The 13459-nt window shown below is 69.5% G+C and carries 13 protein-coding genes; 4 read left to right on the forward strand and 9 right to left on the reverse strand.

What is annotated here, in order from left to right; genetic code table 11:
- Window positions 1-144: 144 nt before the first annotated feature.
- Window positions 145-1080 carry a DUF4189 domain-containing protein gene (locus VGN45_RS09210; protein ID WP_327461652.1) on the reverse strand — a complete coding sequence of 312 codons (936 nt, stop codon included), beginning with the start codon at window positions 1078-1080 and terminating at the stop codon, window positions 145-147.
- Window positions 1080-1736: a hypothetical protein gene (locus VGN45_RS09215; protein WP_327461654.1), complete on the reverse strand. Its 657-nt coding sequence runs from the start codon at window positions 1734-1736 to the stop codon at window positions 1080-1082. Before VGN45_RS09215 ends, VGN45_RS09210 begins: the two co-directional genes overlap by 1 nt.
- A 299-nt stretch (window positions 1737-2035) precedes the next feature.
- On the opposite strand from VGN45_RS09215, the gene pyk reads away from it, so the two are divergent.
- From pyk to VGN45_RS09230, 3 genes are read left to right on the forward strand one after another with little or no spacing between them, the layout of a single operon-like run.
- Complete coding sequence (pyk, locus tag VGN45_RS09220; protein WP_327461656.1) at window positions 2036-3469, forward strand: pyruvate kinase; 1434 nt, start codon at window positions 2036-2038, stop codon at window positions 3467-3469.
- 22 nt (window positions 3470-3491) lie between these two features.
- Window positions 3492-4520, forward strand: a complete 1029-nt coding sequence (locus VGN45_RS09225; protein WP_327461659.1) for a DNA adenine methylase — start codon at window positions 3492-3494, stop codon at window positions 4518-4520.
- A 41-nt stretch (window positions 4521-4561) separates the two neighbouring features.
- Window positions 4562-4816, forward strand: coding sequence for a hypothetical protein (locus tag VGN45_RS09230; RefSeq protein WP_327461661.1), 255 nt, complete (start codon window positions 4562-4564; stop codon window positions 4814-4816).
- Here the strand turns inward: VGN45_RS09230 and VGN45_RS09235 are convergent.
- From VGN45_RS09235 to VGN45_RS09255, 5 genes are all read right to left on the reverse strand, one after another.
- Window positions 4813-5448: a ribonuclease HII gene (locus VGN45_RS09235; RefSeq protein WP_327461663.1), complete on the reverse strand. Its 636-nt coding sequence runs from the start codon at window positions 5446-5448 to the stop codon at window positions 4813-4815. The genes VGN45_RS09230 and VGN45_RS09235 overlap by 4 nt on opposite strands.
- Window positions 5449-5479: 31 nt before the next feature.
- Window positions 5480-7108 carry an FAD-dependent oxidoreductase gene (locus VGN45_RS09240; RefSeq protein WP_327461665.1) on the reverse strand — a complete coding sequence of 543 codons (1629 nt, stop codon included), beginning with the start codon at window positions 7106-7108 and terminating at the stop codon, window positions 5480-5482.
- Between the two features lie 100 nt (window positions 7109-7208).
- Window positions 7209-7787, reverse strand: a complete 579-nt coding sequence (locus VGN45_RS09245; protein ID WP_327461667.1) for a DNA-3-methyladenine glycosylase I — start codon at window positions 7785-7787, stop codon at window positions 7209-7211.
- A gap of 4 nt (window positions 7788-7791) precedes the next feature.
- A complete protein-coding gene (locus VGN45_RS09250) occupies window positions 7792-9204 on the reverse strand; it encodes an ABC transporter permease (protein WP_327461669.1) in 1413 nt (470 codons plus the stop codon).
- Window positions 9201-10166: an ABC transporter ATP-binding protein gene (locus tag VGN45_RS09255; protein WP_327461671.1), complete on the reverse strand. Its 966-nt coding sequence runs from the start codon at window positions 10164-10166 to the stop codon at window positions 9201-9203. The genes VGN45_RS09250 and VGN45_RS09255 overlap by 4 nt, the downstream gene beginning before the upstream one ends.
- A gap of 158 nt (window positions 10167-10324) precedes the next feature.
- Between VGN45_RS09255 and VGN45_RS09260 the strand changes: the two genes are divergently transcribed.
- On the forward strand, window positions 10325-10723 hold the full coding sequence (locus VGN45_RS09260) for a hypothetical protein (protein WP_327461673.1): 399 nt from the start codon (window positions 10325-10327) through the stop codon (window positions 10721-10723).
- Here the strand turns inward: VGN45_RS09260 and VGN45_RS09265 are convergent, their stop codons facing one another.
- Together VGN45_RS09265 and VGN45_RS09270 are read right to left on the reverse strand one after the other, a co-directional pair.
- A complete protein-coding gene (locus tag VGN45_RS09265) occupies window positions 10724-11338 on the reverse strand; it encodes a M23 family metallopeptidase (protein ID WP_327461675.1) in 615 nt (204 codons plus the stop codon).
- Between the two features lie 200 nt (window positions 11339-11538).
- Window positions 11539-13371, reverse strand: a complete 1833-nt coding sequence (locus VGN45_RS09270; protein WP_327461677.1) for an SGNH/GDSL hydrolase family protein — start codon at window positions 13369-13371, stop codon at window positions 11539-11541.
- Window positions 13372-13459: the final 88 nt, after the last annotated feature.

Below are 13459 nucleotides of genomic sequence, written 5' to 3' on the forward strand. Positions count from 1 at the left end.
CTGCGGGTTTGGAGCACGCTTGACTTCACTTAAAATCGCTCGACTTCGGTCATGCGGGTTCGACCCCCGCCGCTCGCACCACCGGACGATCGAGAACCCGCTTGGGCGTCGCCGACCCGCCGACGGGTCCGAGTCAGGCGCGGGTCACTGCGCGCGTCCTGTCCCGAAATCATGCACGAACAGCCCGCGTCGCCGGCTGTCGTAGGCCGCCTGGGCGCGACACGTGACGCCCAGTGTCGCGCAGTGCTCACGCATCGCCCGCAGGGCCCGCCGTTCGTCGCGTTCGGGAAGAGCGCTGGGTCCGTCCTCCCGCATGAACGTTTGCACCACACCGTTTCCGGAGATCGCCCAATAGACGCAAGTCAGCCCTGGGTTGGCCTCCTGGCATGCCGCGATGGCGGCGTTGGCGGCGTCGTTTTCGTTCAGGAGCCCGGTCGCGATCCATGCTTGGGTCCGCTGCCCACGGTCGAGACCTTCCACCCACGCCCCGGCGCCGTACAGCTTGCGGTCACGCCTCATGTCGGGTTGAGCCCGCTGCCTTCCTGAGCCGAATGTGCCCACGATTTCGCACGGCAACGGCTGATCCCTGCGGCACGCCTCCAGGGCCGCCTCCCGCGCGATCCCGCCGTCCTGGCCCCATCCTCGATGCAGATAGCCGTTCCAGTCGCGTGCGATCGCCATGGAGGAATTGCTCCACTCGCCGATCGACTGGCAGCCGTCGCCCATAGCGCGCCGACAGGCTTCCAGAGCCTTGGGAACTGCGCCGTTCGGGCCGTCGAAGTTGCCCTCCAGCCAGACGTCCTCGACGTCCGGGTGCCATGCGATCGACGCATAGGTGTCGACGGCGCGCGCCGGCGCAGGCGGAGGCGCCGGACCGTTGTTCGCGGGAACGCATATCGGATAAGGCAACAGCCCGGGCCCCGGACTGTGCGTGCCCACCACCCGATCATTGGGCCCGGGGGCCGGACAGGGATACTGCGCGGCGGCAGGAGCCGCGAAGCCCAGCGATCCGACGATCAATCCCAGCGCCGCCAAAAAGGCACGCGAGCGCAGGCGATCAGCGAGACGTTGCCACATCATCAGATCTCCAGAGGTGGATTGGCGATGTCGTCCACCAGCTCCCAGCACTCGGTGGTCGGACGAAACAGAAGGTGGCCGCCTGAACCGGTCTCTTGGACCAACTCCCCAAGGCCGTCGCCGACCTCGGTGGGAGGGGGCGTCAGATCCTTCTCGAAGATGCCCGGCAACCAATCGACGCGAGCACGACCGTCGCTCGCCTCATTGATCTCGATCATCACGTAACGCAGGACGTCGGAGTCGCCTCCGTTGGCGTCGAACAGCATGGCCGTTTCGGCCGTGACGTAGAAGTAGTCGATCGTGGCCAGCGGATAGTGATTGCGGTCGAGGTATCGCCGACGCGTCAGCTTGTTTGCTTTTCCGACCTCGCCAAAGGCGACTTCGGACGCAGTGTATCGTTCACGAACGGCCCAGGAGCCGCTGAAGGCCCGGAAGAAGCCCCCGAAGTCCTTGGATCGGCAAGCCCCCTCAGCCATCTCCAGGCGAAGGCGGTCGCTTTCGGTGAGGGTTCGCCGAGGGCGGTCTTGAGCTCCGTCCGTGCCGGCCGTGTTCGCCTTGGTCGCCGCGTCGGGAACTTGAGGCGGAGCGGGGTTCGCGTCGGCGGCGGTTTCCCGGGTTTGGCTTCCGCACGCCGTGGCGAGGGTGGCCGCCAGCACCAAGGGCAGAACCGCTCCGCTTGTCCTTAGGGGCGTCGTATTCAACGGGGCGGTCCTGTGAATTGAACTCCGGCGCGGTCAACGCGAGCTCTGAAGATGGCGGTGCTCGCGAGAGCCGAAATTTCGCATGCCCCAAGCGGGTGCACAACGTGGGTGAGCGGCGCAGAAATGCATATGAGTGCTACAAGAATCGACATCTTTGCCCGACTCTCACTTCCTGTTTCGCCTGAAGCGACGGTCTTATCCGGCGGGCGTTTCGTGGCATGAAGGGCGGACGCCTCCTCTCGCCGCCGGAAGACCGCATGAACAGAGCCCGCCGCGCCCGCATCGTCGCGACTCTGGGGCCCGCCAGCCGGGCGCCCGGCACGGTCAAGGCGCTGGCCCAGGCCGGGGCGGACGTGTTCCGCCTGAACTTCAGCCACGGCAGCCATGAGGATCACGCCGCCGCGCTGAAGGCCGTGCGCGGCGCCGAGATGGCGCTGAAGCGGCCGCTGGGCGTGCTGGCCGACCTGCAGGGACCCAAGCTGCGTCTCGGCAAGTTTGCTGACGGCGAAATCGCCATCAAGCCGGGCCACCGGATGCGGTTCGATCTCGACTCCGCCCCCGGCGACGCGACACGGGTGCAGATGCCGCACCCGGAAATCTTCAAGGCGCTGCGCACCGGCATGCTGCTGCTGCTGGACGACGGCCGCGTGCGTCTGCGCGTCGGCGAGCGGGCCGACGACTGGGCCGACGTCACGGTCGAGAGCGGGACGAAACTGTCGGATCGCAAGGGCGTGGCGGTGCCCGAGGCGATCATCCCCGTCTCGGCCCTGACGCCCAAGGACCGCGAGGATCTGGCCTTCGCCCTGCGCATCGGCGTGGACTGGGTGGCGCTCAGCTTCGTCCAGAAGGCCGAGGACATGGCCGAGCTGAAGCGGCTGGTCGGCGGTAAGGCGGCCTGCCTGGCCAAGATCGAGAAGCCGCAGGCCCTGGCCCAGCTGGAGTCGATCCTCGACTACTGCGACGGGGTCATGGTCGCGCGCGGCGACCTGGGCGTGGAGCTGGAGCCGGAGGAGGTGCCGGTGGCCCAGAAACAGATCATCCGCGCCGCCCGCCAGCGCGGCGTGCCGGTGATCGTGGCCACCCAGATGCTGGAATCGATGACGGCCGCGCCCGCGCCCACCCGCGCCGAAGCCTCCGACGTCGCCAACGCCGCCTATGAGGGCGCCGACGCCCTGATGCTGTCCGCCGAGACGGCGTCGGGGGACTATCCGCTGGAATCCGTCGGCGTCATGAGCCGCATCATCGAGCGGGTCGAGGCGGACCCCATGTGGCCCAGCCTGATGGACGCCGAGCACGCCGGCATGGACGACATCGACGCCGACGCCCTGGTCGCCGCCGCGCGCAAGGCCGGCGAGGCCCAATCGACCGCCTGCGTCGTCGTGTTCACCACCCTGGGCGGCACGGCGCGGCGCATGGCGCGCGAGCGGCCTTTGCAGCCGGTGCTGGCCCTGACGCCCAACGCGTCCACCGCGCGGCGGCTGGCGCTGGTCTGGGGGCTCGAGTCTCGTCTGGGACGGGAGCCGTCCTCGCTGGAGGAGGTCACCGACGACGCCGTCGCCGCGGCCATGGACTACGGCCTGGCCCAGCCCGGACAGCGCATCCTGATCCTGGCCGGCACTCCCTTCGGCGCCCCGGGGGCTGCGAATCTGCTCCGCCTGGCCCATGCTCCGGCGAAGAAGGGCAGGCGCTGATCGCCGACCCTGAGGGCTCGGCGTGATCAAATATCTCGGCTCCAAGCGCGCGCTGCTGGACCGCATCGTTCAGGCGGTGGGCGGCCGGCTGCCCGAAGGTGGTCGGATCTGCGATCTGTTCAGCGGCTCGGCGCGGGTGGGGCATGCGCTGAAGCGCGAGGGGTTCGAGGTGCATTCGAACGACCACAACGCCTACGCCCACGTGCTGGCCACGACCTACGTCCAGGCCGACCGCGACCGGTGGCTGGGCCCGGCTGGGCGGGTGCTGGCCGAACTGGCCGAGGTGAAGCCCGAACCCGGCTGGTTCACCCGCACCTTCTGCGAGGACGCCCGCTTCTTCCATCCGGACAACGGCGCCCGCGTCGACGCTATGCGCGTGCGGATCGAGGAGATGGCGCTGGAGCCGGAGCTGGAGGCCGTCGCCCTGGTCTCGCTGATGGAGGCCGCCGACCGGGTGGACAGCACCGCCGGCGTCCACATGGCCTACATGAAGCGCTGGGCGCCGCGCGCGCTGAAGCCGCTGGAGCTGCGAATGCCCGACCTGCTGCCGGGCGCCGGCCGCGCGACCTGTCTGGACGCGGTCGAGGCGGCGGCGGAGGTGGAGGCGGACCTCGTCTACCTAGACCCGCCCTACAACCAGCACAGCTATCTGGCCAACTACCACTGCTGGGAAAGCCTGGTCCGCTGGGACAAGCCGGAGGTCTATGGCGTCGCCAACAAGAGGATCGACGTGAAGGCCCGCAAGAGCGCCTTCAACAGCCGTCCGGGCATCGGCCCCGCTCTGGCGACGGTGGTCGAGCGGCTGCGGGCGCCGAACCTGATCGTCAGCTTCAACGACGAGGGCTATCTGAGCCGCGCCGACCTGACCGAGATGCTGTCGGCGAAGGGCCACGTGCAGGTCGTGGAGATCGATCGCCCGCGCTACGTCGGGGCGCGGATCGGCATCCATGATCCGTCGGGCAAGAAGGTCGGCACGGTGGGCCGCCTGCGCAACGTGGAGCATCTGTTCGTCGTCACCGACCGCCGCATCGATCTGGCCGACGCGGCTTGACCGTTCGGAACCGGACGTAGGAAGCTGTCGTTTCCGCCGTCATGGACGAGCTGACGATGACCCCCGACCGCCGCCTGCACGCCACCCGGACGTACGGCCGCGCCGCCTTCGACGCCGCCGCCTGGAAGGCGCCCGACGCGCGCCGATTCACCGCCTCGACCGCCGCCAACGACGTCGCGTCCGGTCCGTCGCTGGCGCAGGAATTGCGCGATCTGCCGCGCTGGGTCGTGATCGCCGGCGGCGGGGCCTTCTCGGCCCTGCTGGGCGTGATGATGGGCGCGGCCTTCCGGCTCTAGGCCTGTTCCAGCAAGGCCCGGATCGGGGACCAGCCGCGTCGGTGGGCGGGGCAGGGGCCCAGCTCCCGCAGCGCCGCCTGATGGATCGGCGCATTGTAGCCCTTGTGGCTGGCGAAGCCGTAGCCGGGATATTCCGCGTCCAGTGCGACCATCAGCCGGTCCCGCGCCGTCTTGGCCAGGATCGACGCCGCCGCGATCGACAGCGACAGGCCGTCGCCGCCCACGGCCGTCCGCACCTCGCACGGCAGGTTGAAGCGATAGTTCCCGTCCACCAGCGCCGCCGCGGGCGTCACCGCCAGCGCCTCGACCGCGCGGCACATGGCCAGGCCGGTCGCATGCAGGATGTTCAGCTCGGCGATCTCCTCCACCGAGGCGAAGCCGACGCCCCAGGCGACGGCGCGGGCTTTGATCTCGACCTCCAGCGCCTCGCGCCGCGCGGCGGTCAGGGCCTTGGAGTCGTCGATGCCGGCGGGAACGTTCGTCGGATCCAGGATCACCGCCGCCGCCGACACAGGCCCCGCCCACGGCCCACGGCCCGCCTCGTCCACCCCGCACACCGGCCCGCCGACGGCCTGCGCCAGGGCGGTCTCCAGCGTCAGGGTGGGAATCGTCTTCGGGCGGGCGGCCTTCATGGTCCCGAGATGCCACGGACCGGCCGGCGGCTCAAACCTCTCCCGGCCGGACGTGGCGGTAGACGTGGCTGATCACCACCGAACCCTCGCCCACGGCGGACGCCACCCGCTTGACCGACCCGGCCCGCACATCGCCGACCGCGAAGATGCCCGGCGCCGAGGTGGCGTAGGGCGAGTCCGACAGGCCGCAGTCCTGGCCCGTCCGAATGAAGCCCTTGTCGTCGAGGTCGACCATGCCGTCCAGCCAGGCGGTGTTGGGCGCGGCCCCGACCATGATGAACAGGGCCCGGCTGTCGATCTCTCGCCGCGCGCCGTCGGCCCGGTTGGCGATCGTCAGCCGCTCCAGCCGGTCGGAGCCCTGCAGATCCTCGACCTCGCTGCGATAATGGACGGTGATCCGGGGGTCGGCTTCCAGCCGCTGGGTCAGGTAGCGCGACATCGACGCCGCCAGGCTCGGCCCGCGCACCACGACGTGGACGTGCTCGGCGTTTCGGCTCAGGTACATGGCCGCCTGGCCCGCGCTGTTGCCGCCGCCGACGATCACCGCCTCCGTGCCCCGGCACCAGCGCGCCTCCAGCTCGGTGGCGGCATAGTAGACGCCGTTCCCCTCGAACTCTTCCAGACGGGGCAGGGGCAGGCGGCGGTACTCCACCCCGGTCGCCACCACCACCGCCCTGGCGCAGACCGACTGACCGTCGTCGAAGCGGACGCAGAAGACGCCGTCGTCCTGTCTCTCGATGCCGGTGGCGCGCAGTGGAATGGCGAACCGCGTGCCGAACTTCATCGCCTGCACCTCGCCGCGCCAGACCAGGTCCGCGCCCGAGATGCCGGTGGGAAAGCCCATGTAGTTCTCGATCCGGCTGGAGGTCCCCGCCTGTCCGCCGATGGCCAGGTCCTCGCCGACCAGCGCCCGCAGCCCCTCCGCCCCAGCGTAGACGCCCGCCGCCACACCCGCCGGTCCGCCGCCGACGATCAGCACCTCGAAGGCATCTTCCGGGTCCAGTTCGATGTCGAGGCCCAGGCGCGCCGCGACCCGCGCCGGGGTCGGGTCCACGATGATTTCGTCGTGCCCGAAGATCACGGCGGGCTGCGGCTGTGTCACGCCACACAGATGCAGGGAGGCGCGGGCCTCGTCACTGTCGAGCGGATAGCTCAGGTAGGGAATGCGGTTGCGGCCCGCGAACGAGGCGACGCGGCGCACGGCCGGGCTGTCGTCCTCGCCGATCAGACGCAGGGCGCCGTCGCCGTCTTCCAGCTGGCGCCGCCGACGCGCGGCGAAGACGCCGATGATGATGTCGGACATCTCCGGAATTTCGCTCATCAGGCGGAGCATCGTGGGGCGGTCGACCTCGGTCGTCGTGGTGTCCTGAGCGGCCCGCATCGGCAAGGTCCAGCGGCCGCCGGCGAGGAAGCTGATCTCGCCCATGAACTGACCGGGCCCGAGCGTCGAGGGCACGCGCCGCTCGCCGGTCGTCAGGTCCACCACCTCGACCTCGCCCGTCTCGACCCAGACGAAGTGGTCCATCGGATCGCCGGGCCGCGCGAGGAACGCGCCCGCCGCGTAGGTTCGCGTCAGCCCCACGGACCGGATCGCCTCGACATGCGCGTCGGCCAGAGGAGTGCGCTTGGTCTGGCGTAGGTCGAAAGCGATGGATTCCATGCAGTTTGAGGCTCCGACTGTTCGGCTGAGCTTAGCGCGACTTTTGTGACGTTTGGTTCGGCGCTGTCCCTGGCCGTTCGACCACTTTAAGCCAATGTCGTCAGGTGCCGCCCAAACCCCGCACCTCTTCCTGCCGGAAGCACTCATCCACGTGGTCGTTGACCATACCGGTGGCCTGCATGAAGGCGTAGACGATCACCGGACCGCAGAATTTGAAGCCGCGCGCCTTCAGCGCCTTGGCCATGGCGACGGATTCCGGCGTCTGGGCCAGGAAGCCGTCCACGCCGGGCGGGCGCTGGATCGGGGCGCCGCCGACGAAGGACCACAGCCAACCGGAGAAGTCCTCGCCCTTGTCGCGCATCTCAAGCCAGATGCGGGCGCCGTGGATCGTCGCGTCGATCTTGGCGCGCGAACGGATGATGCCGGGGTCGGCCAGCAGGCGCGCGCGGTCGGCGTCGTCATAGCGCGCGACCTTTTCCGGATCGAAGCCGTCGAAGGCGGCGCGGAGGGTCTCACGCTTTCTCAGGATGGTGATCCAGGCCAGCCCCGCCTGCATGCCGTCCAGCGCCAGCTTCTCCCACAGGGCGCGGGGATCGCGCTCGGGCACGCCCCACTCCTCGTCGTGATAGGCGACGTACAGCGGGTCGGTCCCGCACCAGGAACACCGACCCGCCGTCATGGGGTCAGCGGCCGCCCGAGCGGATGGCGCCGCCGAAGGTCTTCCAGCTCAGCTTCACGTCCGACAGGGCGCCGGCGCGGAAGGCGCGGCCCGCGATCCAGACCATGACCAGCGCCATGGCGAACATGCCGGCCATGGTGCCGAACACCTCATAGGCGGGCGGCTCCGCCGGCGCGCGGGCGGGCATCAGGAAGGGGGTGAAGAAGGGGATCCACGACATGATCTTCACCAGCGGCGCGTCGGGCGTGCGCAGGGCCATCTGCACGACGATGATGGGAATGACGAGGATCATCATGATCGGCCCCATCAGCGTCTGGGCGTCGCGCGGCGTCTCGCAGAAGGCGCCGATGGCCGCGAACAGCACCGCGTACATCAGATAACCGCCGACGGCGTAAGCCACGAAGTACCAGATCATCCCGCCCTGCAGCACGATGTCGCCGATGTCGCGCGCCGTGCCGGGGAAGCTGGCCAACAGGCCCGCCGCGCCGATCCCGGCCCAGACCAGCAGCACGGTCAGGGTCAGCAGGGCCACGCCCAGCACCTTGCCGGTCAGGATTTCCGTTGCGGAGGCCGAGGACAGCAGCACCTCCAGGATCTTGTTCGACTTCTCCTCCATCACGCTGTTCAGCAGGATGGAGGCGCCGGTGATGATCAGCGACCACAGGATGAAGGCCGAGGCCAGGCCGATCACAGACGGCAGGCGGTCGCGGAACGACACCTCGCCGCCGCTGGCCGACTGGGGCGAGAAGGCCCGCACGTCTGGGCGGAAGCGCTCGGTGTCGGCCACCACGGCGCCGTCGATGCCGGCGGCCTCGAACACCTGCCTGCGGTTGGCGGCCTGCAGGGCCTCGCGGATGAAATCCTCCACCGTGTCGTCGGCGGCCCGGCGCGTCCAGACGCGGGCGGCGGGGCGACCTTCGGCGTCTCGGGTCAGGAAGACGACGGAATCGATCCGTTGGTCGCGATCGACGTCGGCGGTCAAAAGCTCGCGCACCGCGGCCTCCTGCGCCTGACCGGGCGCGGCCGAGGCGACGGCGGCGGGCGCGTCGACGATGCGCAGCCGCTGGCGGTTCAGGGACTCGCGCAGCCCCGCGCCCTGGCTCTTCTGCGCCTGCTCGACGGCCTCCTTGGGGATGCCGGTCGCCTTGACGGCGGCGTCCTGGGCCTGGGCGGCCCGCTCGGCGCGGCGTTCGGCGTCGCGGCGCAGGGCATCCTGCACCGATCCGGCAAGGCCTTGGGCCGCCGGGCCCTCTTCGATCAGGACGACCGACCGAACCGGCTCGGACGTCCGCATCAGAATGGGGATGGCCCCGCCCAGGACGGCGAACAGGGGGAAGGCCAGCAGCGACAGCCAGAAGCCGACGGTCTTGGCATAGGCGGCGTATTCGCGCCGGGCGATCAGAAGGGTGCGGTTCATCGGGCGGCCTCCGAAGCCTGGTCGCGGCGGACGGTCTGGTCCTGGTTCGGGTCGTCGCCCGTCAGGCCGATGAAGGCGTCGTGCAGGGTCGGCTCGCGCAGCTCGAAACGGCGCACGTCCAGCCCGCCCAGGAAGGCCGCCTTGAGCGCCTCCTGTCCGCGCCCGCCGGGCGCCAGTTCGGCCTTCAGCACGCGCACGGGGCCGTCGGCGCGCACGGTCTCGACGGCGACCACGCCCGGCAGGCCGCGCGCGGCCTCCTCGGCGATTTCGCCCTCCAGCTCCAGGAAGCGGCGGGTCGTGCCCTTGGCCTCGTCCACAGTGCCTTCGAAGGCCTTCCGCCCGCGGGCCAGCAGCACGACCTTGTCGCACAGCCGCTCGGCGTGCTGCATCACGTGGGTCGAGAACAGGACGGTCGCGCCGTTCGCCGCCAGGCCCCGGATCATCGCTTCCAGCCCTTGCTGGTTGACCGGGTCCAGACCCGAAAAGGGCTCGTCCAGGATCACGAACTCCGGCTGGTGCACGACCGAGGCGATCAGCTGCACCTTCTGGGCCATGCCCTTGGACAGCTCCTTCATCTTCTTGGTCTGGGCGTGCTCCAGCCCCTGCTCCTTCAGCAGGGTGCGCGCGCGCCGCTTGCCCTCGCCCATGGGCAGCCCCTTCAGGGCGCCGAAGAAGGCGATGGCGTCGATCGGGGTCATCTTCTTGTACAGACCGCGCTCTTCCGGAAGGAAGCCGATGCGGTCGCGCACGCGCCGCCCGTCGGGCTGGCCCAGGATTTCCAGCTGCCCGGTGGTCTGCGGCTGCAGACCCAGGATCATCCGCAGGGTCGAGGTCTTGCCGGCGCCGTTCGGTCCCAGAAAGCCACAGATGGTGCCCTTCTCGACCGAAAAGCTCAGGTCGCGGACCGCCTCGAAGTCGCCGTAGCGCTTGCCGATGCCGTCCAGCTTCAATGCCGCGGACATGCCGTCTCCCCGTCGTGGCTTAACTGCAGCTCAGGCTAGGGGTGTAAAGGACGTTTGACAACCGCCCGGGCGTGGAAGTTCATGAATTCCCCGTCATCAACCCACCGTTGACGGTCGCGACCATCCGCACGACAACGGATCGAACGGGAGGGCAGCAGATGCTTCAGAAGATTCTCGGCGCGGTCGTCGGCGTCGTCGTGTCGGTCGTCGTCGTCATGGTTTGGCAAACGATCACGCACATGATCGACCCTCCGCCTTCCGACCTCAAGATGAGCGATCCGGCGGCCATGCGCGCCTATATGGAAGGCCTGCCGGCGTGGAAGCTGGGCGCGGTGATCCCCGGATATGGCCTCGGCGCCTTCCTGGGCGGCTGGATCGCCGCTCTGGTCGCCCGCGGGCATGGATGGCATGCCTGGGTTCCGACGGGCCTGCTGCTGATCGGCACGTTCGCCAACGTCTACAGCCTGCCCCATCCGATCTGGTTCCCGGCCGTGGCGATCCTGACGATCCTCGCGGGCGGCTGGCTGAGCGGACGCATGGGCCGCAAGACGGTCTGATCAGCCCTCGACGACGACGTCGAAGGTGCGGCCCATGACGCGGTCCGGATTCACGTGGGCCCCGTCGCGCCTCACCTCGAAATGCAGATGCGGCCCGGTGGAATAGCCGGTCGATCCGACCAGACCCACGCGCTCGCCGGAATACAGCTCCTGACCCGACCGCACGTCGATGCGGCTGAGGTGGGCGTAAAGCGTCGTCATGCCGTTGGGGTGGCGGATCTCGACGAAGTTGCCGAAGCCGTCGCGCTGATGGCCTGTGCGCAGGACCGTGCCCTCGGCGGCGGCGAAGACGCCGGTGCCTGTCGGGGCGGCGAAATCCACGCCCTTGTGGGCGCGCGGGGCGGTTTCGCCCGGCAGACGGCGCGTGCCGTAGCGCGAGTTCACGGCGAAACCCTTCACCGGCTCGTGGAACATGATCTCGCGCATGATCGGCCCGGCGGGCTCGGCCACGGCGACCAGGGGCGCAGTGGCGGGGGCCGCGGCGGCGTCGATCACGACGGGGTCCGGATCGGCGTTCGGGGCGGCGGCCATGGCCAGCATTGCGGTGACGGATAAAGCGGCGGCCTGACCCGTGTGGGTCAGAATGCGGCGGACGGTCGGCATAAGGCGTCGCATGCGTGCGGCGTCTCCTTGTCGGTCTCGTTCGACGGGTAGGGCGCGGGAGACGGTTTCCCCTGCGCGGTGAGGTCGTCGTTATAGGGCGCGGTGAGACGGCAATGAGGCGCCGGGCGCGACGGACGGTCGCACCCCGGGAACCAAACGAAAGGGCGCGGCCCGTGCGGACCGCGCCCTCGTCGCCTGATGTGGCTTGGAACCTAGGGCAGGGGGATGGTGAACTGGATCCCGCCCTGGTGGCTGTCGGCATGATCCCCGAACCGGCCGCGATAGCCGAACGACACCTTCATCCCGGCCCAGTCGCCCTCGATGCCCGCCGAGGCCAGCATGTGGCCGCCGAACGGCCCTTCCACGTCGCGGTACAGCACCTGCGAGGGGCTGCCGGCGATCGAGGTGCCGACCGCGTCGGATCCCTCGTCCAGATCGTCGCGGTATCCGCCTTCGACGAAGATCGTCGTGCCGCCCTTGCGGGTTTCTGCGCGGACCGTCGCCTCGGCCGTCGTCGCCTGCACGGTGCGGTCTTCATAGCGGTACTGGGCTGCGACGCCCTGTTCGAAATAGCCCTCGACCTCGCTGGAGGTCCACGTCAGGGCGACGCGCGGCGAAATGCGGATGTCGTCGCCGCCGAACCAGACGCCGGCCTGGGCGCGGACGCCCGTGCTGTTCCCTTGGGTCTCGCCGGTGTGGACCACCGGTCCCAGAGTGGTCTGGCGGGTGATGTCCTCATAGTCGTCGACCGAGGCGCCGGCGCTCAGGTTGGCGAAAACCGAACCCGACCGCCAGCCGACGGCCGCGTCGAAGCCATAGGACTCCACGTCGAACGTCTGCCCCGGAGACGTCACTTCCGCGTTGCGGAACGACGCCGCCAGCGACCAGCGCCAGGTCTCCGACGGGCTGAACACCAGCCCGCCCCGGAAGCCGTATCCTTGGGACTCCGCGCTGGGCACGAAGCCGCGCGCGTCGAACTCCGTGGAGTCGTACAGGGCGCCGAACGTCAGCCCGGTCCCGGCCTCCCAGCCATAGGCGCTCGACATGCCTTCGGAAGAGAGGTCCAGCATGTCCTCGCGGAACCTCTGGGCGGTTTCGCCTTGCAGTGCCGTCTTCGCGCCCGCGTCGCCGTAATAGAGGTAGTCTTCGGCCAGGGTGGCCAGCAGGGCGTGGCCGGCCGCGGTGGGGTGAACGCCGTCCCAATAGAAATAGGTGCCGGGGCTCGAACAGATCGTCAGGGCGGTCTGGTTGAAGCAGGCGTCGGTCGCATTGGTCAGGCCGAAGCTGGACGGACTGCCGGCGATCACGTCGCCGATCTTGAAGATGTCCATCAGGATGATGTTCGTGCCCGGCCGGGCGGCCGCCGTGGCGAACAGGCCCGTGGACAGGGCGCCGTTGAAGGTCGTGACGGCGAAGTCGGCCAGCGGCGCCGCCGCCAGGTTCGGGCCGGAGCGGAACTGCGGCGTCAGGCTGAGCTTGGGCAGGTTGGTGACCAGGATGGTCCCGGCCCCGGCCGTCGCCACGCTGTTGACGATGAAGTTGACGTCCGTCGCGGCCGAGGTGGCGACGTTCTGCATGAAGGCCTGGGGCCCGGTGGTCAGGACAGCCGCCGGAATGCCCTGGAAGATGTTGTTGGCGCCGCCCAGCACGCTGACCAGATCGTTGGCGCGGAAGGTGCCGCCCGCCGTCGTGTACTGGGTCAGTTGGGTCCGCATGCCGGGCGGCAGGCCGACGGAGGCGTCTGTGCGCGCGCCGCCGTAGGCGTAGTTGATGCTGCCCGTCACCGACGCTCCGGCCGCGGCGCGACCGGCGCTGAAGCCCAGCAGTTCGGTGAACACCGGCCCGTTGGAGAAGCGGCCGTTGAAATAGAAGGCGGCCGGAGGCTGGGTGTTGAAGCTGGCGGCGTACAGGTTGCCGTTGTCGCTCAGGCTGTCGCCGAAGACGACCAGACGGGAATAGCTCTGGGCAGAGGCGGCCGAAGCCAGGCCGCAGACGGCGGCCACGGCCAGCGCCGCGGGCGCGGCGGTGCGCAGAAGACGAGACATCGATGATCCTCCCTCGGCCGTCGAACGTCGCGGCCGTTGAAGATCAGTGTGCGCCGGATTTTCTTGGGCGCAAGATGCCGTTGGGGAA

The organism is Brevundimonas sp. (assembly GCF_035999125.1).
Lineage (GTDB): Bacteria > Pseudomonadota > Alphaproteobacteria > Caulobacterales > Caulobacteraceae > Brevundimonas.

Coding starts and splice junctions, on each gene's coding strand:
- VGN45_RS09255 (WP_327461671.1), bottom strand. CDS start 10,166: ATGTCCGCGGCATTGAAGCTGGACGGCATCGGCAAGCGCTACGGCGAC.
- VGN45_RS09245 (WP_327461667.1), bottom strand. CDS start 7,787: ATGACGGCGGGTCGGTGTTCCTGGTGCGGGACCGACCCGCTGTACGTC.
- VGN45_RS09260 (WP_327461673.1), top strand. CDS start 10,325: ATGCTTCAGAAGATTCTCGGCGCGGTCGTCGGCGTCGTCGTGTCGGTC.
- pyk (WP_327461656.1), top strand. CDS start 2,036: ATGAACAGAGCCCGCCGCGCCCGCATCGTCGCGACTCTGGGGCCCGCC.
- VGN45_RS09230 (WP_327461661.1), top strand. CDS start 4,562: ATGGACGAGCTGACGATGACCCCCGACCGCCGCCTGCACGCCACCCGG.
- VGN45_RS09250 (WP_327461669.1), bottom strand. CDS start 9,204: ATGAACCGCACCCTTCTGATCGCCCGGCGCGAATACGCCGCCTATGCC.
- VGN45_RS09270 (WP_327461677.1), bottom strand. CDS start 13,371: ATGTCTCGTCTTCTGCGCACCGCCGCGCCCGCGGCGCTGGCCGTGGCC.
- VGN45_RS09265 (WP_327461675.1), bottom strand. CDS start 11,338: ATGCGACGCCTTATGCCGACCGTCCGCCGCATTCTGACCCACACGGGT.
- VGN45_RS09210 (WP_327461652.1), bottom strand. CDS start 1,080: ATGATGTGGCAACGTCTCGCTGATCGCCTGCGCTCGCGTGCCTTTTTG.
- VGN45_RS09235 (WP_327461663.1), bottom strand. CDS start 5,448: ATGAAGGCCGCCCGCCCGAAGACGATTCCCACCCTGACGCTGGAGACC.
- VGN45_RS09240 (WP_327461665.1), bottom strand. CDS start 7,108: ATGGAATCCATCGCTTTCGACCTACGCCAGACCAAGCGCACTCCTCTG.